Raw genomic sequence first — 23,393 nt, 5'->3', positions numbered from 1 at the left:
AAGATGGCAACTACACAAATTGTTGAGGGTGACGTGATAGTTCTTACCGACCAGGCAGTTCAAGTAGCCAGTAGTAACCAGTCCATGTGGAACGATGACTTGCGGCCATGCACGAAAGAAGAACATTCCTGGTCTGGTACGAAATTCGCTTTATTGTGGATAAGTATGACTATATGCTTGCCTATCTATTCGGCGGCCAGTGGGATGATCGCACTAGGCATGAACTGGTGGGAAGCGGTTCTCACCGTTTTTCTTGGTAGTTGCATTGTATTGGTTCCAATCTTACTTATGTCACATGCTGGAACTAAGTTCGGAATTCCTTATCCGGTGTTTGCTCGTTTATGGTTTGGGACTAAAGGAGCCCATATTCCAGCAATGGCACGAGCCATTATTGGCGCAGGCTGGTTCGGGATTAATTCCTGGTTCGGCGGCCAGGCCTTAGACACGATTCTTGGGAGAGTGATCCACTCGTGGAGTTCTATGGGCGCTCATCTCATTATATCTTTTGTTATTTTTTGGTTGATAAACGTGCTGATTGCGATGCGTGGACCACAAGCCATCGGCAAATTGACCGCATATAGCGCTCCAGTATTTGTTGTAGGGTTCCTAGCACTATTGATTTGGGCAGCCTCAAATGCCGGTGGTTTTGCACACATGCTGTCAGCCCCTGCAAAAATCCACGGTGCTCAGTTCTGGAAGATTTTTTATCCGTCTGTCATCGGTGTAATCGCTCTATGGGCAACTATGGCATTGAACATCCCAGACTATACACGCTATGCCAAAACCCAAAAAGGGCAAACACTCGGTCAAGTTTTCTCCATGCCGTTGATCATGGCCATTTTCTCATTCGTAGGAATTGCGGTGACATCCGCAACCGTAATTATATATGGGCAAGCGTTATGGAATCCAATTGATTTGATTGTGAAGTTTCCAACGCCTATTGTCATTATCGCCGGTACCATTGTCATTCTTTCATCCGTCACCATAAATGTCAGTGCTAATGTAATGGCTCCGGCTCGTGCCTTTGAAAATCTTTGGCCACGCAGGATTACTTTTGCGGTCGGCGCAGTAATTACGGGCCTTCTTGCACTGTTTATGCAACCTTGGTATGTCTTGGCCAACTTTAGTAACTACATTTTTAACTGGCTTGGAATCCTAGGGATTTTGCTTGGACCTTTTGATGGAATAGCCATCGCCGACTATTGGCTTGTACGATCCTGTAAATTGGACCTTCTCCAGCTCTATACGGTGAATGGGCGATACGATTACGCAAATGGTTTCAATGTAAGAGCAATTTATGCATTATTGATTGGTTGGTTAATTGTAATTATGGGCTTAATTGTACCTGATCTTCATTTCTTATGGAGCGGTGGGTGGTTGTTCGGTTTGTTGGGAGGGTTCTTTGGCTACTGGCTACTGATGAAAGGTGAAAAATCAATTTTATCAGACGAGGAATATTCCCAGATTACCAAACAAATTGACCAAGAAACCGGAATATCCTAAATCGTCCTTTCCACAAATTCCTGTTTTTAAAAAATAAACAAAGCATTGTTAACTCTGAGGAGTGTTAAATATGAAAACTATGAAAATATTAGTTAACGGAGAACGGCTGAGGAATACGCTGGAAGAGTTTGCAAATTTTGGCAGGACGGAAAATAACGGAGTAACCCGATTGGCATTAACGGAGGAAGATCGTAAAGCAAGAGATTACTTCTGTTCTTGCTGTGAAAAAATAGGAATGTCCGTAAAAGTGGATGACATGGGGACTATTTATGCCACTCTTGAAGGGGTTGAAAACAACACACGTCCTATTGTAATGGGCTCACATTTGGATACCGTGAAAAAAGGGGGGCGATTTGATGGAGTTCTAGGTGTCGTTGCTGGTTTAGAAGTAGCTCGAACACTGGTGGAATATGGAATTAAACCTAAAATTCCTATCGTGGTTGCTAATTTTACAAACGAAGAAGGAGCCAGGTTTGAACCTTCTATAATGGCATCGGGAGTTCTTAGCAGGAAATTTAAAAAATCTGTCATGATGAATAAAACAGATACTGACGGCGTCACTTTTGAAGAAGCTCTGACCACTATTGGGTATGTAGGTGATATAAAAAACCGCCTAACGGAAGCCAAGGCTTATTTAGAACTACATGTGGAACAGGGTCCTGTTCTGGAAACAGAATCTCTCTCTATTGGTGTCGTTGAATGTGTAGTGGGTATGGTTTGTTATGAAATCGAAGTAACAGGGGAATCTGACCATGCAGGTGGTGCGCCGATGCATATGAGAAAGGACGCACTGTTTTCAACGATTAATTTAATCACAGAATTACGTGAAAAATTGAGTGGACTTGATCATGAGTTGGTATACACGATTGGGCGTATGAATGTACATCCAAACTTGCACGCGGTTGTCCCAAATAAAGTGGTCTTTTCAATTGATGCAAGGCATAAGGACCCTGAATTCGTTAGACAAGTGGAGGAAATTATACAGGGACTTACACACTCCCATGGTAAAGAAAATTGTCAAGTGAAATGTACAAAAATATGGGACCGAGATACGGTTTGGTTCGATAAAGAAGTTTGTGATTCGGTAGAACAATCTGTAAAAAAATTAGGGTATCGGTATAAGCGAATGGTTAGCGGTGCAGGTCACGACGCGCAGTTCCTTGCGAGTTATATTCCTTCTGCTATGGTATTTGCTCCAAGTATCAACGGTAAAAGCCATGCCGAGAATGAGCTAACAACTTGGGAAGATTGTGAAAAAGGGGCAAACGTATTATTAGAAACGGTCTTATTAATGGCGACAAAAAAAGAGTAGAGAAAATTTTGAAAAACTTGTTCTGGTGTGTTGAACCTCTTTGATTTTCCAAGTCTGCACTCTCGTTTTATTTGAACGAACGTTCATAAAGGCAAAATCAAAACTTGAAACGATCATTCAGCTGTGCTCGATAAACTGAAATATGGTTATTTAAGGCAATCACTGTAGTGACTGAACATCGGTACGAATTCCAAAAAAGGAGCAGTCTAACCAAAGTTCTCGTCGGTTGGCACCTATTAAATAGCATTGCCGGAGGGGAGAGAAATGGAGATCAATACAATTTATAATGAAAGTACGCTATGTTTCGTAAATAAGACACCCCGTTCAAAAGAGTCCTATGAAATAGCAAAAAGATTTATGCCAGGAGGAGATACAAGGACGATAGCCTTTTTTAAACCATACCCATTAACAATTAAACGAGCTGAAGGGGCCTATCTGTTCGATGTAGACGGAAATCGTTACATTGACTTGCTGAATAATTATACATCAATGATCCATGGGCATGCTCATCCCTTTATTATGGAAAAGGTTCAGTCTATCCTTTCGTTTGGAACAGCTTATGCAGCTGTGATTCCCGAACAATTGGAGCTAGCAAAAATTTTATGTGAACGGATTCCAAGTGTAGAGAAAGTCCGCTTCTGCAATTCAGGAACAGAAGCTACAATGTTTGCCATTCGAGCAGCACGGGCATTTACAAGAAAAACGTCTATCATCAAAATGGAAGGAGGATACCATGGAACGCATGATTTGGTGGAATATTCTGTAAAGCCCCCTTTTTCCAATCATTCTAATCAGGAGCGTTGGAAACCTATCCCTGATTGTGCGGGCCTATCTTCTAACGTTGCTCGTGATGTCTATATTGCGCCATTTAATGACGCAAATGCCGTTGAAGAAATTTTAAAGAAAAAACAGGATGAGATTGCAGCTATTCTGGTGGAGCCTGTAATGGGAGTCGGAGGAGTGATACCGCCTAAGCAAGATTATTTAAATCAACTGCGTAAATTGGCAGACCAATATCAAGTCCTTCTTATTTTTGATGAAGTACAAACTTTACGGTTGAATACTGGAGGAGCACAAAAAAAATTCGGTGTAGTCCCCGATTTAACAGCAATGGCAAAAATCATAGGAGGTGGATACCCAATAGGTGCATTCGGCGGCAGAGAGGACATAATGGCTGAATTTAATCCTTATAAGACCTCTTTTTTACCTCATGGTGGGACATTTAATGGCAATAAAATTTCCATGACTGCAGGAATCGCGGCAATGGAATTATTAAATGATGAAGCAATACAAAGATTAGAATACCTTTCCTGGAATTTAGAGACCAAAATGAAAGCGGCAATTAAAATGTTTCAGGCCCCAATATCTATTACAAGAGAAGGATCTATGATGAATATTCATTTCACCAGTAAACCGCCTACTAACTATGCTGAGACCTTAAATCAGCCTAAAGATTTGATAAAAATCATTCATATAAAACTATTAAATAATGGAGTCTTTATTGCTCCTCGGGGTATGATGAACCTTTCTACAGTAACGTCAGAAAACGATATAGAAGTGACTGCAAAGGCTTTCGAAAAAGTTCTCGAGGAAATGTCCGGTTTATTTTAACAATTTTCTAACGGTCTAAGTCAGGAATAAAACAGAAAAACCCTTGCCACCGCAAGGGTTTTGTAGCGTCCTGGAGAGGATTCAACCCCCGACCTACAGTTTAGAAAGTAAGCGTCAAATAGCCCCACCTTCATGCGGATGGGGGCTCGTAGTATTATTTAGATAACTTGTTAAAGACTATGCAATTAACAGGAATTGTCGTAAACGCCGAGTTATCTTTAAAGGCACCGTAATATCACTGGAAGGGCAATGAAACTTGCCTCGTTATAATCGACGGTAATAAAGCCAGAAGCCATGGTCCCAATAGAGAATTTTCAATTTGTCCCGTTGTTTGTTACAGAAAACAAAAGATTAGAAGAAAACGGATCTAGGTCAAACTCTTCTTTTACTAGAACAGCTAACCATCGATAGCTTTCCTTAAAACCGTGCAAGAAAAAAGTGCCAAGCACCTTCCGAATTTTTGGTTGGTGCCGGGCACTTTTTTTCCTAACTGCAAGAAAAGTAGCAATCCGGAGATACCACAAAAAAGGGTAAAAAATAACCAAAATTGCAAAAACCGCCTTCAAAAATCAAATTTGAAGGTGTTTTTTGACGTTTACCCTCAAATTTGAAATTTGGCGATTCGCTTTACCCTGCCAAACTCGATATCTTAGAAGTCAAGAGGAGGCGGGCTTTCACCTAATTCCCGTGCAAAGGACAAGGTGATGAAAAGGTGTCATAAAGTATTCACATTCTTATGAAAAACATATGACCTTTTTCTTCTTTTATTTCTATATCAAGTATGAAGGAATTTATTAGAAGAAAGGCAGTGGTGGAAGATGGCAAAGTTTAGAATGGTCCGTACTGATTTTTGGACGAATCCGATTGTTTGTGAAGAGATGACTCCGGAGGACAAATTTTTCAGTTTTTATCTTCATACGAATCTACATACGACTCAAATTTGGAATCTATAAGATTACCAAAAAACAAATGGCTTTTGATTTGGGTTATTCGATTGAAAGTGTTCACTCGTTAATCGAACGATTCATCGTGCATCACAAGCTGATACGATACAATCCTGAAATGAGAGAACTCGCGATTCAAGACTGGGGGAAATATAACCTCGATAAAGGTGGGAAACCGTTCATGGATTGTATTTCTTCCGAGTTAAAAGATGTCGAGGATCTCTCACTGATTCAATATGTTTCGAAGGCGATTCAAAAACAGGAAATTCGCAGTCTATTTGAATCATTTTGTAAACAAGAAGAGCTGGTTGTCGTCAAGGAGGTTAGCGGCCAAGATGAAAATGATACATATTTAGAACCTAAATGTAGAGAGCATGACGATGCGTTGACGCGTCGTTATACGATAGGTGGACAAAAAGAAGAAGAAGAAAAAGAAAAAGAAAAAGAAAAACAACAACAAGAAAAAGAAAAAGAAAAAGAAAAACAACAACAAGAAGCTTTTAATCCAAAGATAGAGAAAAATCCAGATACAGAAAATAATCAAAAAGTAGTAGATGTAAAAGAGATTATTGAGTTTTGGGACAACAATGGATTTGGCCTTTCGAACATGAATGCAAAAGAGCAGCTGTTAGCTTGGTTAGTTGATTCTAGCTTTTTACAGCCGAAAGAGGTGATCTTAAAAGCGATGAATATAGCCTGTGCCAATAACAAGCGAAGGCTGAGCTATGTGATGGGGATACTGAAGAACTGGAAAAATGAATCTTTACTGACCGTAGCAGAAATTGATTCCCATCATGAGAGCCAAAATTCCGTACCAATGCATAGGCGGTCAACCGAATCGTTTCCTACCGGAAGAGCGATTCCAGGTCGTTTTAAACTTGACCTTACGGCAGGTGAAGAGGAATGAGTATCGCAGAAAAGGCATTTTTAGGAAGCATGATGAAGGCTGAGTATTTACTCCACGATACCGTCATTCAACCGGAACAGCTAGAAAGTACAAGACATCAAGAAATCATGCGACGGATGCTGGAATTAAATCAAGCTGGTAAGAATATCGATTTGATCACATTTACAACCTTACCCGACCTCGAATCATTAGGTGGAATGTCTTACTTATCGGCGCTGTTATCGTTCGCTGATCTAGAGAGATTTGACGGGATGGAGAAGCTGATTCTTGATCTGTGGAAGGAACGGGAAAAGAGAAGTATTCTAACGATTGCAGCCATGAATGATTGGGAGATTGCGAAAGTCATTACTGAACTAGATAAGATTAACCAACTGAAGATGGACGATCATACATCCTTACAACAAGCATTGGTAGATATCTATGAGGCACCCTGGGAAGATCGAATCTCGCTGAAAAGCGCAACAACGGGTATCAATCAGCTCGACGAAATAACGGGAGGCTTTCAGTGTGGGGAGGTGACGATTCTAGCAGCGAGACCATCGATGGGAAAAACCGACGTGATGCTTCATTTTGCCAAAATGGCGGGTTGGGCCGGGTTTCTGCCACTTGTCTTTTCCTTAGAGATGCCTGAAAAGCTGATTACCTCGCGATTAATGGCTTCAACAGGGGGCTTTAACCGTGCAAAAATGCGGGATCCAAAAAGAATGCTGAATGAAAACCAAAAGAATAAATGGTCGGATGTAATTGGTAATCTCTCAGAAACCCATATGCAAATTTTTGATGGGGCGGGACAAACGATTGCCGAAATGAGAGCAAAAACAAGAAAGCTAATGAGTCAATTTCCATACAAGAAACCAATCCTTTTTATCGATTACTTAACCCTGATTCAATCGGGTCAAGCTTATGGAGGGAATTCCCATTTACAAGTAACGGAAATTTCCAAATCGCTTAAAACGTTGGCGAAGGATTTTGATTGACCTGTCATTTGCTTGGCGCAGCTCAATCGATCGGTGGAATCAAGAGCCAATAAACGGCCGATGATGTCTGATATTCGGGAATCGGGCAGTGTGGAACAAGACGCCGATGTCATTTTGTTCTTATATCGTGAAGCCTATTACGACAAGGACACGGACAATCATTACCTTGAAATCATTGTCTCGAAAAACAGAAATGGTCCCGTAGGAAGCATCCCTGTCAATTACAACGAGTATACAGGAAGGATTGAGGATCAGAAGGAATCGAGTCCTACCGTTGTATAACGTTGCATCAACACATGATAAAGAAGCCTAAGTACGATAAAAAAATCGAGGTGTGATTACATGGTTGTTAAAGATCTTTACCTAGATTGTTTCCGTTATGAAGAATCATTCATGGCCCATTACATTTACCATTTACTAGCGGAGAAGAAAATTTCAATAGATGACGATGTATCCAAATTAGATTCCGTACAAGCAGACCATCACAAAGTAAGGGAATTGATGCAAAACAATATATTAGGCATATATAAAGTTGGCATCTACTCACTGAAGATGAGCCAGAAGGATTTTGTTTTTATTTTTCCTTGCAGCAAGCAAGAACAAATTGATTCAAAAAGATTAGTTAATCATTCTAAATTAACTGATGGGTTGTATCATTAATTCCTTTACTGGTTCTTTCAAAGATATTTAATTAATTCCTATTAATTTATCTATTGACAAATGTGTTAATCATCAGAGTAAAAAGGTTGTAGAAACATCTACAACCTTAAGAAATTTTGTTTCATTCAAACCAAACATATTCAGCTAATCTAGTTAATGCTTTAGATCTTCTAGTAATTTCATTTTTATCCCATTTACTTTCAGGGGGTTGATAATCATACATTTTTACCGCTTTATCATGTTTAGTATTCTTTGTTCCAGTTTCAATTTTAACACCGATAGATCGTGTAAATGCAGACTGGTTTTTATAAACAAGTATTTTTTCCTCGAAGGATTTGTTCTTTAATGAACTATTGTCTGATTTTGATAATAATGTTAAATTCCCAATATTAGATACGAGACTTTTATATTCAGATCCCTCTTCCTTAATGAAAGCCCATTGTTCGCTTTTCTCTTCCGGTAGAATATGTTCAATTGTTAAGCCTGAATAATCTGCTTGATCAAATGATGAAGCTAATTTGGATAAGATATACATCACCTTTTTCTTATCAGATCCTTTTAACTTATACTGTTCAAGTGATTTTAAAGCTAATTCTTTTTTGTCATCAATTAATTTTTGTAGCTCTGTGAGAGCATTTTTGTAATGATCATCTCTTGCCCTGGAGGACCTGAGTTCTTTTGCAATATATGGAAATTTCTTTTCTAATTCATTAAATCGTGATGCAGAGATTACGTAACTAAATATTAAAGTTTCAAGCTTCTCATAAATTTCTTGCTCTAGTGTATCATCTAACTTGTTAGTAGCTAGAGCAATAACAAAAGACTGTTTTACACCAAGCTGCAAACATGCTGATACTGCGTTACTTAGGTTGCCATCTAATGCTTTTATATAAGTAGCAGCTGCATCTTGAATTTCTATTACAAACTCAAGAATACCTTGATATTTGCTTAAATCATATAGTTTAGGGTTTTTAGGATTTTTTGTTTCTTCGACTTGATCTTCAAACCAATCATACAATCCTTTTTTCTGTACAAGAAACCCTTTTGACATTAAAAAATGTTTTAAAAAGGTTGTAGTTGATACTCTTGGTTTACCTTTCTCGTCAGTTAATTTGTTTATGAAATCATCCCATCGAGTTCCAATAGAATGATATTGTTCATCAGTAAGGTTTCTTAGGAGCATATTTTTTAGTAAATCTTCAGGTTGTAATTTTGCTCCTCTATCATTTAGGGTCTCAAATATACGAAAAGCCATATTTATACTCCCAGATACCATTGAAACAATATATACATTACTAGTTAAATAGACCATAAAATCAGCCAACGGAAACCCATTATCTGGATTTAGTAAATCTATAAATTTTTCAACCGCTTTTAATAAATTTGTTTGCGATGTTGTGTAAGTCCTATATTTATTATCTAGGTTATATTCTAGTATTTGCTTATAGAAATCATTATCCATGTTGTGATGAGTTAGTCTATATTTATGGATAAGTTTTCCTTGAGGACCAGGAAAGCTTGTTTTTAAAAATCTACTATAATAATCCCCAAGATCAGTAAATCCTGTTCTTTTAAAATGAAAAATTGAAGCAGCAATTAATAAGGTAATCGAAGTTATACGTTGTTGACCGTCAATTACCATTCTTAATTTCGGTTCATCTTCAGAAAAAACCATACTCCCAATAAAATACGCCTGATCTGGGTCTTCATCCATACTATCCCTAATATCTGAAATAAAATCTTGTATATTTTCTTCTCCCCATACGTAATTTCTTTGCATGATTGGAATCTTATAAAAATGATGACCATCTAATAAAGAACTAATATGCACTAGTCCATCAGAACTAAATTGTTTATTTATACTCATAGAAATCTCCTATCTATCTAATTCATGGTTTAATTTTAGTAGATATTTTTTCTATGATCAAGCTTCTAATTATTAGAATGGAGATTTATCGATATTTACATCTACTTAATAACAATTTTAAAAATATTCTAAGTTCAGTCTACATCATCGTGACTACATCCAAACCAACACGAAAATGTGCTTTAAGAAAAAGTAAGTAATAAATATGTCCCTGTCAGTGCTTATTTATTAAAAAGTAAAAGCATTACTCCAAGTCTTGACAGAAAAGCTTGGAAGGTGAAATGAAGAAATTATTTAAAGTATGGCTGTAGACCAGTAAGGTCAACTTTTAAAGCGTGTTCTTGGATATTATTTAATTAGTGTGGGTGAAGGTATTTTCCTAATTGTTCTATCATCTTTACGTAATGTGGATTGTAGTGAATAATTTATCTTCTTTCTTAATGAAGGAATGACAAAGCATGTTGGTATAGTGATTTTTACAGAGTTACAACAATATTTCAAACAACCATGATGGGGGCTCTACTTTACTTGTACCTACAACACTCCGTGCAATCATCCGATGGAGTAGCAACTTAAAGCAAGAAAATCGCTGAATTCCTAATTAGAATATTATCAAAAAAAATTGAGGTTTGAAGTAACCCAAGTTCTTAATTATTAAAGTTCCCAATCTATTCCATGATTAGATATAATAAAAGTATTATTTCAATATTGGAGGTACCTAAAATGCCTGTGTACAACAAACTAGTCCGAGATCGAATACCAGAAATAATCGATAGTACAGGAAAAAGGTTTTCCATTTGTACTTTAAACAATGAACAATACATAAAAGAACTTAAAAACAAGAGCCGTGAAGAGCTTGAAGAATATATAAATGCAGGAAATGATAAAGATGCGATTGAGGAGCTAGCTGATTTATTGGAGATCATCCATGCTTTATCTGAGTGTCATGGAGCATCTTATAATGAGGTAGAAGAAGTCCGACAAAAAAAAGCGGAAAAGCGCGGCGGCTTTAAGAAAAAAATCTTCTTAGTTGAGGTTGAAGATGAGTAAGATTCAACTTATTACCAAAGACCTTGGTAATCATTTACTAGAAAAGCTAGAAGGTGCAAACACCATTTGTATTCTAGCTTCTTTTGTTATGAAGTCAGGTGTGGAATACATAAGAGAAGCATTAAAAAAAACTGCTGAAAATGATGCCGAAATTAAGATCTGTACTGGGGATTACTTATTCATTACTCAACCAGAGGCCTTGGAAGAATTATTATCTATTGATGATAGTATAAAGATTAGAATTTGGAAGAGTAATGGTGTTTCTTTTCATCCAAAAGCATACTTATTCCAATCCAATGAACATGATGTTTTGTTTATTGGTTCTTCTAACCTATCAAAATCGGCTTTAAATAATGGTGTGGAATGGAATCTTTTGGTTAGTGATGAGCAGCAAGTTTTTGATGATGCGCAAACAGAGTTTCTAAAAATTTTCTATGCCGATCAAACCGTGCCTTTAAATCAAGAAACGTTAGAAGAATATCGAAAACGCTATGAGAAATACCAACGTAAACATCCGAATTTAGTTCAAAAATGGTCGGAGCTTGAAGAATTAGATTTAATGCTGCCAGTGGAGAAGGAGATTGCTGTTCAGCCAGAGGTAATTTTTGATCCTTCAGTTGGATATGGGGAAATACAACCAAGATTTGCTCAGGTCGAGGCCTTGGAGGAGTTAAACAAAACTCTTGATGAAGAGTATAATAAGGCTCTTGTTGTGATGGCCACGGGGTTAGGGAAAACCTATTTGGCTGGATTTTTTGGACAAAAATTTAATAGAATCCTGTTTATTGCTCACCGTGAAGAAATTCTTCATCAGGCTAGAGACTCTTTTAGGAAAATAATGCCTGAAAAACAACTTGGAATCTATAATGGAAAGACAAAAGATGGCCAGGCTGATGCCATCTTTGCCTCTATCTATACATTAAGTCTAAAAAGGCATTTGGAGATCTTTAAGCCAGATGAGTTTGATTTAATCATCATTGATGAGTTTCACCATGCTGCAGCTGATTCCTACCAAAGGGTTCTTGATTATTTTCAACCACGATTTCTCCTTGGAATTACTGCGACACCTGATCGTAATGATAACAAGGATGTTTATGCAATTTGTGATGGAAATGTAGCTTTTCGTTTAGACTTCCTGGATGCCATTAATCGGAAATGGTTATCGCCGTTTCAATATTTTGGTGTATATGATGATACAGATTATAGTCAACTAACTTGGCTTGGTAACCGCTATGATGAGGAAGAATTACTTCAAGCCCAGTTAAGAGAAGATTTAGCTCTTAAAGTGCTTCATGCTTGGGAGAAGAATAAACAGACGAGGACATTAGGCTTTTGCTCATCTATTAGACAGGCTGACTTCTTGTCAAATTACTTTAATCATCATGGTTATCGAACTGTTAGTCTTCATTGGCAACAAATGCATGTGAGCCGAAATGAAGCTATTTCACAACTATCCAAAGGTGAAATTGATATTATTTTTACTGTGGACCTGTTTAATGAAGGGGTTGATATCCCTGCCGTCGATACGCTTTTATTCGTTAGACCCACTGAATCATTAACCGTTTTTACCCAACAAATAGGACGAGGACTCCGTTTATATCCAGGTAAAGAATCGTGTATCATTATTGACTTAATTGGAAATTATCGTAATGCGGATATAAAGTTAAGTCTATTCGATACCCAACCAAATGACAGAAAAACTAGAACAATTGAACCTACACTGCCATTGTACTGTGAAATAAATTTGGATATAAATGTGATTAACCTTCTCAAAGAAATGTCACGAAAACGACAGCCTCGTAGAGAGAAGTTATTCAATGATTACATGGATTTAAAAAGAGACCTTGGAAGAAGGCCATCGTATTTGGAATTACATTTAAAGGGTGCGTCCGACTCTCCTCAATATAAACAGGAATTTAGTTCGTACTTTGGATTTCTTAAATGGGCAGAAGAATTAACGGATGAGGAGATGGAAATATACAACCGGTACGAAAATTGGTTTGTTGAAGTTGAAAAAACGGGAATGGCAAAAAGTTATAAAATGGTGATCTTATTGGCGATGCTGGAGCGGGGTGCCTCGAATTGGTATCTTCCCATTTCATCAAGAGATGCTGCACCATACTTTCATTATTACCTGATGGAGAAAGAACATCGCAAAAGGATTGATTTTTCCGATAAAGGCGCTAGAAAATTGTGGGAGTATGATGAAAAAGGCGTTAGCAAACTGATTACTACCATGCCAATGACAAAATGGAGTGGCAGCTCAAAAGGATTAATTACATTTGAGAATGATATTTTTAAGCTGGATTTTGAAGTACTAAAAGAGCATGAAAAAGTTCTATTCAACTGGACAAAAGAAATATGTGAATACCGCCTTCATTATCATTTTGAGAGGAAGGCAAAAACTCCCCTTCATCATTAATGATGAAGGACTTTTTTTATTTTGGGAAAATGGTCCTTTATAATTATCTTAAGTATTATCAAATATATAAAAAAACATGTTTAAATTGAATTAATCATTATATTTATGAAATTTATAATAATTGCATATTTAAAGAAAACTTAATGTGAATTCTTAGTGGTTATAATTGGTATATTAGTATATATTTTATATTAGGTACAAATATACATGGCCGCACTTTCAATACATATATGATTAAAGTTGTTAATAACTTTATTATTTATATAGGATCAAATGACCCATAATGAATTATTAATTGTTAAACCAATAATTAAATTATTACAGATAAATAGAGGAGATGGCTATGAGTCTATCAGAAAATCAACAATTATGGCAATTTTCGCCAATTCCGAACATCGAGGAATCGAATTTCAATAAGTATTTGGAAAGATTTTATAATATGGGAACTTCAGGATTAACCCGAGAAAATGCACAAAACTCCTTAGACGGCAGGTTACTTGAAAACAATGATCCTGTCATTTTAACGATAAAAACAGGGACTATCTCAAAAGATGATATTCCTGGAATTGAAGAAGTAAAAAATAGAATATCTTGCTTTCATGGACGCAACAGTTATACAAAAGAAACGATAGATCATATGCGAAATAAAATGAACCAAGAAGAAGTTGCTTATATATCATTCGAAGATTCAAATACCAGGGGGCTTAAGGGAGCAAAGAATGGCCAAAGTGAGTCAAAAGAAGATACTTGGGCCATTTATGCTTACAATAAAGGTGTCCACTCAGAAGAAGAAAATAAAGCTTTTGAAAATTCAAGAGGCGGTTCACATGGCGTTGGTAAAATTGCTTCAAACGCAGCTTCGGATCTTCATATTATGTACTTTGCTAATTGCGATGAGGATGGGAACCAACATCTTGGCGGTACAGCACAGCTGTTAGAACATAAATATAACGATCAATGTTATCGTTCAACAGGATACTTTGCAGATTTACAAACAATTGAGGGGAACAAAACAAAGTTTTATCCATTTGAAAATAAGTTTCATGAAGTATTTCAAAAAAATAACAGAGGATTAAAAATCATTATTCCTTTCTTAAGAGAGCAATACAACGATGAAAAAGAAATTATTAAAAGTATATGCGATAGTTTTTTCATTTCTATTCTTGAAAAGAAATTGGAAGTTATCGTCAATGATAAAAAAATAGATAGCAAAACAATTAAAGATTTTGTTTCAAATAAGGATTACTATATTCAAGATATTGCTGAAATGAAGAATGAGTTTACACCACTATATATCAATACTTATCTAAACGAGGAACCAGTTCCACTGAAAATATCAGATGGCATAAATGATTACAATTTCAGCTTATATTTTCGCTACGACTCAGCAATTCCAAAAGGGAGAGTAGCCATCGTAAGAACTATCGGGATGAAAATTGAAGATAAAAAAATTAAAAATAATGTCAATAAGCCCTTTAATGCTGTATTAGTAGCGGGGTCATACGAAGATGGCTATTTAAAATCTCTCGAAAATGAATCTCATACAGAGTTAGCTTTTGAACATATAAAAGATCAGCGATTACAAAAAAATGCGAAAAAGTTCATTAATAATTTATCTAAAGAAATTTCAAAAATCATCGAGGAATCTATTAAAAAGAATAATCCTACTGATGGTTTGATGAATACGAAGGATATTCTCTACGTAGTCGAAAACCAATTTAAGAAGGATCTCACAGAGGCAATGGGAACAGTGAAGATTAGTAAGGATAAATCTATCGTGAAAGTTACCACAGATGCTCCAAAAAAGAAGAAGAAAAATAAAAAGAAATCATCCGATAACCCAGTTAAACCTCGTAACCCTGTGAAGAGAGTTAAGCCAAAGGTTGACATCGGCGAAACAAATGGAACTGAAGAAAAGTTAGATAAGTATAGTGCTCATCCAGACATCGTAGAAAGATTAATAGTTGGAGATAATGAGTTTGTGATCTTTGACTTTACCGGTAGCAAAGAAATTAGCAAAGAGAAATTATGTAATATTTCATTTTCAGTTATTGATGGTATGGGAGTAGAATATCCCGATGAATTTAAAATTAATGATAATTACAGTAGTGTCATTGATAATACCACTGGAGACCAATGCAAAATTGAAAATAACTTAATTAAGGATATTGAAATAAAACAAGGAGTAGCGCAGCTACAACTAGAGTTGAAAAATAATTTCAATAGAGCATTGAAATTTGTTTACTATGTAGAGGTGTAAAATGATTTACAAAAAGGATGCCAATTTTCCATACCCATTATTAACAAACACATCTACTAGCTATGAAAGTAGTAATTTTATTTTAGATGTGAATTTACACGAGAATTCATATAATTACAGATTTGAAATCAGTTACGAAATCGATTCACAATTTGTAAACAAATTAATTGAAAATGAACAAGCACAGCTCGTTTTAGTCATTCAATCAAAAGATAATAAGTTTTTTTACATTAAACCAGAAGATAAATATATAGAAATACAAAAATCGCGAATATCTATAAGTAATCGTACAACAATTCAATTGCATCTCCAATCAAAAGCTGAAATCAATTTTAAAGATAACGATGATTTAAGTTATTTTTACTCCCAATTTAAGGAGGATATTGTTGTACTTAGAAACTCAATCTTGGGCTTTTCAAATGTGGTCATTTTTGAAGGGAGCAGTACAAAACCTTTAGAATTGTTTGAGAAAAAGGTTAACCCCGATATTAAGTCCGATATCAAAATCGAATTAGGTAGTGAAACAATTATTATTCATTATAAAAATGAGCAACTACAATTTAACGATTCTCCAATGAGTAATACATTAAATAATCCATATATTTATATGGGACTTCAAAAAGCATTATACAGATTCATTGTGAACAATAGCGATGATGGAGAACAAGTGGATTTAGAACAAATTGATGCACCGACAGATAATCTTGATTTGAAGTTTTACAATCTAATGAAGAAAAAGATGATTAATGAATTGAGTATTGACAATATCGATGAAGTAATTTACTCCATTTCAGATAAAATCCTAGAGAAATATGCGGGTGCTGTTAGGGGGCTAAGTTTAAATGGAAATTAAGCTGCTAAAGAAGGGTTATAAAAATAATGAGCAGTTTTACAAAGATTTTTTAGAGGATCAGGTTAAAAATAAAGAAGAATACTTTTCAGATGAGGTTGCATTCATTGATGTGACTCCTGATTTCCCGATTTATATTGCCCAAGGGAGTGAAAGTACAAAAAGTGAGTTATTTCATCAAGCTTTCGATGCCATCTCGGATTCTTATTTACATACAAATAGGGATATTCATTTTGACGAATTATTCTGGCACTCATTACTAGCAGTTTATAAGAGAGACTACTTGCTTGAGCAGTATCCTCAAATAAACGATGGGCTCAATCATTTCAATAATATTGTTCTAAAAGATTTCAATTGGGAAAATTATATTTATAAGTGTGTATTAGGTGCTCAATATATAAATGATGCCATTTCCGATGTTAGCGAAAGAAAAAGATACTATTCACTAATTATTGATAACCTAGATGTATTTAACTATATAATCAAATATGAAATTTTTAGAAATGATAAATTTTTGATAAACATTTTAGACATTATTGATGAACTAAAACTCTCAAAAGTATTGAAATCTAAGATAACTGGTCGGGATGATTTGGGGAAAGACGAACGTGTAGGGAGAAGGGTCATTTTTGAATTTAACAAAAGTTACCCAATTATCATGTCTCCTATGCTTGAAAAGGACGATTTAAAAGAATTATTTTTACAATATCTAGTTTATTATTATCAAGATACTAAACAACTACAATTAATTGAGTGAAACTAATAGAATCTTTAGAGTAAGGGATTCAAGTTTTTGTTCAGCAAAACACCTAATCTGCTAAGAAGTAATCGATTGGTTAACTCATAGACAAATGCGGCATTTATTTAATAAAATTACAAAGTGAAAAGGAAACTATATTAACACCGAGACTTAAAAGAACTGACCGAGATAGGGCAGCTCTAATTTTTTTTAGATATATTAATCTTTCAAACTGTAACAGAATTGAATCCTTCTTAAACGTTATGTTTTGTCTGCATTACCTTTTGTTTCTTCTTAACAGCCTCTGGATCGGTAATGAAAAAATAGGTAATCCTATTAATAGAATATGGCTCATTAAACCAAATGCCTTTATTAATGGCGGACCAGTTGTAACGGGCCGAACCAGTATGTTTCTTAAAGAATCTAGCGGTCTGTTGAATAGAAGGGCATTCTTTTAAAAGTTCTTCCCCTTTATAAATATTTACCGGTATTTCCGTTTTATTTTGTAATGTTGTGTTTTAACATGAATGTTTTTGAAGAATGGGATCTATTACACAAGAACAGAAAAGATGGTTTATCGAATCAAAACAGAGGAGACGCAAAAGCAAAATCTGTATTAGCGAAAAAAACTTATTGGGAATGAAAAAGGTAAGCGGGATCGAAACGTTCGCTTACCATTTACTATTACTGTTTTGATGGAATGATTAGCTTTTGGCCAATGTAAAGGTATGCAGTTGGTTGCAGTTTATTGGCATCGACAATTGCTTGGGTGGTTACGGCGAATTTTTGAGCAATCTTCCAAAGCGAATCACCGGAAACAACTACATAAGTGGTTTGCGTAGGCTGTTCAGGCTGCGCCACACTCGGAATAATCAGCTTTTGGCCAACATAAAGGTACGCAGATGGATTCAGTTTATTGGCATCGACAATTGCTTGGGTGGTTACGCCGAATTTTTGAGCAATTTTCCAAAGCGTATCACCGGATACAACAGAATAAGTGGTGGCCGCTTGCTGTTCAGGTTGAGCTGCAGATGCAGGGACTTTTAATTTTTGTCCTACATATAGATATTTGTTTGGATCAAGGTTGTTTAAGGTAACAATTTCAGAGCTGGTCGTGTTGAACTTGGATGCAATCTTCCATAAGGTATCGCCACTAACGACTATATAATCAGTCGTTTGCTTTGCCTGAGACGGTTCAGTGACAAGTTCAACATCACTCACACTGATTGTTCATGTGACCCCTTCTTTAACAAGAACGGTGTATTTTCCATTCTCTATCGCTTCCGACATAAGCGGGAAAGTGTCTCCTTTTATAGCAGTATATCCTTGCCCTGCAGGATCAACGCTCATTTTTGCTGTTTCGCTGATGACGCGTACTCTTTTTTCAGGTTGCATCGGTTTGATTTCGTACATGTTTTGCACTTTCACAGCGCTTGGAAACGTAATATAGCCGCTATTTGGGCCTTCTACCACATTAAGCTTGATATAGTAGCTTCCGTTTGGTACTTTTCCACCCATGATGTCAGAGCCATCCCATTCAAACGTGTGAGTACCAGCTTCAAATGTTTGTTCACTTACTACAAAAGCGGCATGGGCCCCGGCAGCATTTGCGATATAAATGGATAATTTCGCAGGTACTGCAAGTGTAAATTGTCCAGTGACCTTATCGTTTATTCCATCGCCATCAGGAGTAAATGATGGCGATTGGAAGGAAGCATCTGTAACAATTTCTTTTAATCTTGATACCGGTATATAATAATCAGCATCTTTGATTGTAATCGTGCCAGATCGCCAGATTAACGGTGTTGTGGAGGGATAGTTATAGGCTGTTTCGATTGTTTTAAAAACAATCTCATAACTACCGTCCATTACAATCCTTCCTGTTGTATCTGTGCCATTCCAGCTTACAGTATGGCTTCCAGGAGATAGGGTTTCCTTGCTGCCGGTATATATTTCATCTCCGTTTAGATTACGGATTGTCAGCTGAACTTCAGCCGGACGGTTTAAGTTGAACAGAATTTGGACCGATTTTGTTTGTGTTTGTCCGTATTTAGGTGAAAACACTGCTGGATTTGGAGAAACGCCATCAATCAATGGCTTGGGACTTGATTCCGAGACAACTGTGAGCTCCCCGAGCGGATATCCTTGCATTTGATTGAATTCCTGGTCCGTTAAATATCCCTTGATTTGATATATACCTGCGGAAAGAGGTGCTTTTTTCGTATCATCCCAGGGTACCCAATCCACTTTGTGTACGGTTTTATAGGCTATAGTCGATAAATTAATTTTTGTTTGTACACCATTCCCCACGATAAGAAGATACCCGCGTGTTGGCACGCTGGTTTGCAACTCAATTGTTGTGTAGCCAGGAACTCTGCTGCCTTGGTAGGCAACGGTAGAAGCAGAAAGTTTAAATGAAGTAACCTCAATCATTCTAGACGCAGGCCGGTACCCGCCAAATCCCATTCTGTAACCTCCGAACCCCATACCGGGATAACCTCCGTTTCCCATTCCGAATAATCTTTGCATGTTTAACTCCTCCTCGGATTGTTTCGTAATTAGTTTATGTGTCCATTTTGAAGAAGGCATAGATACTTGCCTATATATAAATGGGCCTTTTTAAATAGCGCACAGTTTTCGTTTATATTTTTAACTGATTGTATAGGAAAAAGGTGTGGGGGGGACGGATCAGATCCGTCCCCCTGTTTCGATTTCACCTAGGGTCGAAAGTTGAAAACGTTTCCACGGAAATTAATTGTTTACCATTGAGCAAGGCTCAGGTTATAATGAAATTTATTATTTTGGAAATCGAAATAAATGCAACGAACAAAAAATACTTCTTTTATAGAAAGGCGATGGACATTGAATAAACCTAGTGGAAAAAAACGAATACAGCTGGCAATACTCCTTGGATCACTGGGACTGTTAGGACCTTTTACAATCGATACGTATTTACCTTCTTTTCCAACGATTGTAAAGGATTTTCATACGACGGCATCACTTGTACAAATTAGTTTAACCTCTTGTTTATTAGGATTGGGATTAGGGCAATTGGTTATTGGTCCTTTAAGTGATGTAAAAGGCCGCCGACAACCCTTGTTGATCTTTATAATCTTGTACTTACTCGCTTCTATAACATGTGCCTTGGCGCCCAATATCTATTTCCTTATCATCGCTCGTTTTGTCCAGGGCTTTGCTGCTGCCGGCGGACTTGTGATCTCTAGAGCAATTGTTCGAGACCTCTATAGTGGGAGGGAACTGACCAAGTTCTTTACGATGATGGTATTAGTGGGTAACCTCGGGCCGATTGTTGCACCGGTTGCTGGTGGGGGGATTCTTGCTTTTACCAATTGGCATGGAGTTTTTATTGCTTTAGCCTGTGTGGGTGCGGTGTTACTTTTCACTGTTGCTTTAAAATTAGAAGAAACTCTGCCAACAGAAAACCGTGTACCAAGCAATTTACCACAAATTATCAACAACTTTGGTTCTTTATTCCGAGATCGACAGTTCATGGGGTACGCACTAGCGTCAGGATTTACTGCTGCAGGAATCTTTGCCTATGTATCTGGGGTTCCATTTGTCTATCAGAATATTTACGAAGTCACACCGCTACAATTTAGTTTATTATTTGGGACCAATGGATTAGCATTAATTATTGGAAGTCAATTGGTCGGCCGCTTTGCAGACACAATTTCGGAGCGGACTTTCTTAAAAATCGGTTTAGCCATCGCTAATTTAGCAGGTGCCGGTTTACTCATCGCTCTACTATTAAACGCACCACTTTTCGCAGTAGTGATTCCAATTTTCTTATTTATAACTTCCATCAGTATTATCGGAACCACGTCTTTTACTTTAGCGATTGAAACGCAAGGGCATATTGCGGGCAGTGCTTCAGCCCTTTTAGGATTATTGCCATTTTTACTTGGCTCATTAAGTGCTCCACTTGTGGGGATAGCAGGGGCGTATACAGGCGTTCCGATGGGCGCTATCATTTTAGGCTCAAGTTTTCTGGCTTTCCTTTCCTATTTTGTCTTGGTACGCAAAGCAACGCTTGGGATACAACTATCCAATGACCAGTGCATAGTAAAGAAACCCAGTATCTAAGTATATAAATTTAATCGAGAATACATGTTGAATGGAACTTTAAAGAGCTGCTCTAGTCCAGGCAGCTCTAATTATTTTGGGCAAATTTTTTCAATCTCCAAACAGAAAAAGCCCCGCAGATGGAAGGTTCCCGCAACGCATCTAAATGAGATTCACTGGTTTTTTTATCAAAGAAGTCTTATCCTTAATTGAGTAACTAGTGATACTTAAAATAAGCGGAGTTTTTCCGGTTAGACTGCAGAATAGGGCTCGATTCGGGGGAAATAAGCGGAGTTTTTCCGGTTAAGCAAAGCAAAATTACCCACTTTCATGTTTTTTGAACCAATAGTCGGAATTCTTCCGTCTAATTAGGCTATTTTCAGTGCTATTTTCTAATTAAGGGGAATTTTTCCGCTTATTTATCAAACTCGCTTTAGCGTCTAATGAACTCGTAAGTAAATCCGTAATAAAATTGAATGGTTGGTCCCGGATCACAGGTGTAGTCGTATTACTCATTGCGTTATATTTAAGGAGGATAGTAAATGGTTTTGAGTTAGTGAATTAAAGCTCGTTGAAAGAAAATCATTGGAAATGAATCCCTGAATCCAAACGTGTGATTAAGGGATCACGCGCCCATTAATGGAATATCCTTATTTCTGAAGCAATTATTATTAACTTGTTCAGTGATTCTCTGACTTGATGTTATTAAAAACTAATTACCGGGCAGTTTGATGCCGCGCCAGCCGCTTACATCGCATTGGCCATATTCATTATCACCCACAGCCACCACCGTGCCGTCCGATTTAAGCCCAACGGTATGGGCACAACCCGCAGCGACCGCTACAATATCGCGCCAGCCACTTACATTGCATTGGCCATGCTTATTCAAACCCACAGCCGCCACAGTTCCGTCTGATTTAAGGCCGATGGTATGATAACTACCTACCGCTATCGCCACAATATCATGCCAGTCGCTTACATCGCATTGGTCATGTTTGTTCAAACCCACAGCCACCACCGTGCCATCTGATTTAAGCCCAACGGTATGAAGGTAACCTGCCGTAACCGCCACAATGTCGTGCCAGCTGCTTACATTGCATTGGCCATACCGATTAATTCCCACACTCGTCACCGTGCCGTCCGATTTAAGCCCAACGGTATGCCAGTCACCCGCAGCGACCGCCAGCATTTCACGCCAGCCACCTATATCGCATTCGCCGTAAGTATTGCGACCCACAGCTACCACCGTGCCATCCGTTTTAAGCCCAATGGAACGACGCCATCCAGCCGCAACCGCTACAATATAGCACCAGTCTTTTACATCACATTGGCCATGCTTATTCAAACCCACAGCCGCCACCGTACCGTCCGATTTAAGACCGATGGTATGAGCATTACCCGTGTTTGTCGCCATATGAACATTACCAGCCGCGACCGCCACAATATTGTGCCAGCCGCTTACATCACATTGGCCATATTTATTATCACCCACAGCCGTCACCGTGCCGTCCGATTTAAGCCCAACGGTATGACGACGACCTGCCGCTATGGTATCTTTAGACCACCGTTTCAAATTTAACACCGCCTTTTTCGGTGAAATGTATTCCATGTTTTACCTCCTTGAATATAAGCAAGCCTATGGTTACCTGAAAAGTATATGAAGCTTTACGGTTGCTCGTCAAATATAAGCAAGGTATGGTTATGTGATAAAGGAACCATAACTAACTGTCTTTTAGTATATTCCATTATCTTGCCCGATTGTAGAAGACCGGTCTTATGAAAGCTGGTCTATTTTTATCATACAACATGCCATGATAATCAATTGCAAGTTATAAGTCCTTGTTGTATCCATCTTTTTCTATGCCCATAAGACATTGCAGTCCATAATGATATTGGTGTCACAAATGTTTCATTATTTTGACATTTTTCTTCCTACTTTGTTGAAAGAATTAATGTTAGATTAATAGAGGCTGGAAAATAAATCAAGTAGTAGCAGAATTCAATTGAAAAGGGGGGTATAATAGATGAAATAGAATATGTTATGAATAAGAACAGATTTGCAACTTGGAGTTTTTTTATGCCTACCCACTTTCTATAAAAATCATCGCAAACTCTTCAATTTCTACCATCCTTTTGTCTTAAGATTTTCCTTCCTTTTCCTTTCTTAAATCATTACCTTATTAATTTATGTTAAATAATCAAAAAGTT

The 23,393-nt window shown here is 37.2% G+C and carries 16 protein-coding genes and 2 pseudogenes; 12 read left to right on the top strand and 6 right to left on the bottom strand.

Annotation, left to right across the window (positions count from 1 at the left end; all coding sequences use genetic code 11):
• Positions 1-3 precede the first annotated feature (3 nt).
• The 3 genes from BDR01S_RS15010 to BDR01S_RS15000 all read left to right on the top strand — a co-directional run bounded on the left by BDR01S_RS15010 (position 4) and on the right by BDR01S_RS15000 (position 4,426).
• Positions 4-1,503 carry an NCS1 family nucleobase:cation symporter-1 gene (locus tag BDR01S_RS15010; RefSeq protein ID WP_066254255.1) on the top strand — a complete coding sequence of 500 codons (1,500 nt, stop codon included), beginning with the start codon at positions 4-6 and terminating at the stop codon, positions 1,501-1,503.
• Positions 1,504-1,573: 70 nt separating this feature from the next.
• Positions 1,574-2,815 (top strand): Zn-dependent hydrolase, encoded by a 1,242-nt coding sequence (locus BDR01S_RS15005; protein ID WP_066254258.1) that lies wholly within the window; start codon positions 1,574-1,576, stop codon positions 2,813-2,815.
• A 264-nt stretch (positions 2,816-3,079) separates the two neighbouring features.
• Positions 3,080-4,426 carry an aspartate aminotransferase family protein gene (locus BDR01S_RS15000; RefSeq protein ID WP_066254262.1) on the top strand — a complete coding sequence of 449 codons (1,347 nt, stop codon included), beginning with the start codon at positions 3,080-3,082 and terminating at the stop codon, positions 4,424-4,426.
• A gap of 264 nt (positions 4,427-4,690) precedes the next feature.
• On the opposite strand, the gene BDR01S_RS26675 is transcribed toward BDR01S_RS15000, so the two are convergent.
• Both BDR01S_RS26675 and BDR01S_RS25795 read right to left on the bottom strand, forming a co-directional pair.
• Positions 4,691-4,744, bottom strand: coding sequence for a hypothetical protein (locus tag BDR01S_RS26675; RefSeq protein WP_082797442.1), 54 nt, complete (start codon positions 4,742-4,744; stop codon positions 4,691-4,693).
• The gene (locus tag BDR01S_RS25795; protein ID WP_169801444.1) at positions 4,741-4,950 is read right to left on the bottom strand and encodes a hypothetical protein; all 210 of its coding nucleotides are present in this window, start codon (positions 4,948-4,950) and stop codon (positions 4,741-4,743) included. Before BDR01S_RS25795 ends, BDR01S_RS26675 begins: the two co-directional genes overlap by 4 nt.
• A 294-nt stretch (positions 4,951-5,244) precedes the next feature.
• On the opposite strand from BDR01S_RS25795, the pseudogene BDR01S_RS14990 reads away from it, so the two are divergent.
• The 3 genes and pseudogenes from BDR01S_RS14990 to BDR01S_RS14980 all read left to right on the top strand — a co-directional run bounded on the left by BDR01S_RS14990 (position 5,245) and on the right by BDR01S_RS14980 (position 7,914).
• Positions 5,245-6,277 (top strand): annotated as a pseudogene (locus BDR01S_RS14990) (DnaD domain protein).
• Positions 6,274-7,536 (top strand): annotated as a pseudogene (locus tag BDR01S_RS14985) (replicative DNA helicase). Before BDR01S_RS14990 ends, BDR01S_RS14985 begins: the two co-directional pseudogenes overlap by 4 nt.
• Before the next feature lie 60 nt (positions 7,537-7,596).
• Positions 7,597-7,914, top strand: coding sequence for a hypothetical protein (locus tag BDR01S_RS14980; protein WP_066254268.1), 318 nt, complete (start codon positions 7,597-7,599; stop codon positions 7,912-7,914).
• Positions 7,915-8,035: 121 nt separating this feature from the next.
• On the opposite strand, the gene BDR01S_RS14975 is transcribed toward BDR01S_RS14980, so the two are convergent.
• Positions 8,036-9,781: a DUF262 domain-containing protein gene (locus tag BDR01S_RS14975; RefSeq protein ID WP_066254270.1), complete on the bottom strand. Its 1,746-nt coding sequence runs from the start codon at positions 9,779-9,781 to the stop codon at positions 8,036-8,038.
• Between the two features lie 723 nt (positions 9,782-10,504).
• Between BDR01S_RS14975 and BDR01S_RS14970 the strand changes: the two genes are divergently transcribed.
• The 5 genes from BDR01S_RS14970 to BDR01S_RS14950 all read left to right on the top strand — a co-directional run bounded on the left by BDR01S_RS14970 (position 10,505) and on the right by BDR01S_RS14950 (position 17,120).
• Positions 10,505-10,831, top strand: coding sequence for a nucleoside triphosphate pyrophosphohydrolase (locus tag BDR01S_RS14970; protein ID WP_066254274.1), 327 nt, complete (start codon positions 10,505-10,507; stop codon positions 10,829-10,831).
• Entirely contained in the window at positions 10,824-13,253 is a 2,430-nt protein-coding gene (locus tag BDR01S_RS14965) for a DEAD/DEAH box helicase family protein (RefSeq protein WP_066254276.1), read from the top strand. Before BDR01S_RS14970 ends, BDR01S_RS14965 begins: the two co-directional genes overlap by 8 nt.
• A 343-nt stretch (positions 13,254-13,596) precedes the next feature.
• Positions 13,597-15,513 (top strand): hypothetical protein, encoded by a 1,917-nt coding sequence (locus BDR01S_RS14960; RefSeq protein ID WP_066254279.1) that lies wholly within the window; start codon positions 13,597-13,599, stop codon positions 15,511-15,513.
• Between the two features lies 1 nt (position 15,514).
• The gene (locus BDR01S_RS14955; protein ID WP_066254282.1) at positions 15,515-16,366 is read left to right on the top strand and encodes a hypothetical protein; all 852 of its coding nucleotides are present in this window, start codon (positions 15,515-15,517) and stop codon (positions 16,364-16,366) included.
• A complete protein-coding gene (locus BDR01S_RS14950) occupies positions 16,356-17,120 on the top strand; it encodes a hypothetical protein (RefSeq protein WP_066254285.1) in 765 nt (254 codons plus the stop codon). The genes BDR01S_RS14955 and BDR01S_RS14950 overlap by 11 nt, the downstream gene beginning before the upstream one ends.
• A gap of 666 nt (positions 17,121-17,786) precedes the next feature.
• On the opposite strand, the gene BDR01S_RS14945 is transcribed toward BDR01S_RS14950, so the two are convergent.
• Together BDR01S_RS14945 and BDR01S_RS14940 are read right to left on the bottom strand one after the other, a co-directional pair.
• The gene (locus BDR01S_RS14945) at positions 17,787-18,323 is read right to left on the bottom strand and encodes a LysM peptidoglycan-binding domain-containing protein (RefSeq protein WP_066363221.1); all 537 of its coding nucleotides are present in this window, start codon (positions 18,321-18,323) and stop codon (positions 17,787-17,789) included.
• Positions 18,324-18,332: 9 nt separating this feature from the next.
• Positions 18,333-19,631, bottom strand: a complete 1,299-nt coding sequence (locus tag BDR01S_RS14940) for a FlgD immunoglobulin-like domain containing protein (protein WP_066254290.1) — start codon at positions 19,629-19,631, stop codon at positions 18,333-18,335.
• A gap of 333 nt (positions 19,632-19,964) precedes the next feature.
• On the opposite strand from BDR01S_RS14940, the gene BDR01S_RS14935 reads away from it, so the two are divergent.
• Positions 19,965-21,206, top strand: a complete 1,242-nt coding sequence (locus tag BDR01S_RS14935) for a multidrug effflux MFS transporter (protein WP_066259987.1) — start codon at positions 19,965-19,967, stop codon at positions 21,204-21,206.
• 691 nt (positions 21,207-21,897) lie between these two features.
• On the opposite strand, the gene BDR01S_RS14930 is transcribed toward BDR01S_RS14935, so the two are convergent.
• On the bottom strand, positions 21,898-22,794 hold the full coding sequence (locus tag BDR01S_RS14930) for an RCC1 domain-containing protein (RefSeq protein WP_066254293.1): 897 nt from the start codon (positions 22,792-22,794) through the stop codon (positions 21,898-21,900).
• Positions 22,795-23,393: the final 599 nt, after the last annotated feature.

The organism is Neobacillus drentensis NBRC 102427, from assembly GCF_001591445.1.
GTDB lineage: Bacteria > Bacillota > Bacilli > Bacillales > Cytobacillaceae > Neobacillus > Neobacillus drentensis.
This window is presented reverse-complemented; position numbering and strand designations above follow the sequence as displayed.

Bases quoted from the DNA above. Each gene is read 5' to 3' on its own strand.
- BDR01S_RS15010 (WP_066254255.1), top strand. From the start codon at position 4: ATGGCAACTACACAAATTGTTGAGGGTGACGTGATAGTTCTTACCGAC.
- BDR01S_RS15005 (WP_066254258.1), top strand. From the start codon at position 1,574: ATGAAAACTATGAAAATATTAGTTAACGGAGAACGGCTGAGGAATACG.
- BDR01S_RS15000 (WP_066254262.1), top strand. From the start codon at position 3,080: ATGGAGATCAATACAATTTATAATGAAAGTACGCTATGTTTCGTAAAT.
- BDR01S_RS14980 (WP_066254268.1), top strand. From the start codon at position 7,597: ATGGTTGTTAAAGATCTTTACCTAGATTGTTTCCGTTATGAAGAATCA.
- BDR01S_RS14975 (WP_066254270.1), bottom strand. From the start codon at position 9,781: ATGAGTATAAATAAACAATTTAGTTCTGATGGACTAGTGCATATTAGT.
- BDR01S_RS14970 (WP_066254274.1), top strand. From the start codon at position 10,505: ATGCCTGTGTACAACAAACTAGTCCGAGATCGAATACCAGAAATAATC.
- BDR01S_RS14965 (WP_066254276.1), top strand. From the start codon at position 10,824: ATGAGTAAGATTCAACTTATTACCAAAGACCTTGGTAATCATTTACTA.
- BDR01S_RS14960 (WP_066254279.1), top strand. From the start codon at position 13,597: ATGAGTCTATCAGAAAATCAACAATTATGGCAATTTTCGCCAATTCCG.
- BDR01S_RS14955 (WP_066254282.1), top strand. From the start codon at position 15,515: ATGATTTACAAAAAGGATGCCAATTTTCCATACCCATTATTAACAAAC.
- BDR01S_RS14950 (WP_066254285.1), top strand. From the start codon at position 16,356: ATGGAAATTAAGCTGCTAAAGAAGGGTTATAAAAATAATGAGCAGTTT.
- BDR01S_RS14940 (WP_066254290.1), bottom strand. From the start codon at position 19,631: ATGCAAAGATTATTCGGAATGGGAAACGGAGGTTATCCCGGTATGGGG.
- BDR01S_RS14930 (WP_066254293.1), bottom strand. From the start codon at position 22,794: ATGGAATACATTTCACCGAAAAAGGCGGTGTTAAATTTGAAACGGTGG.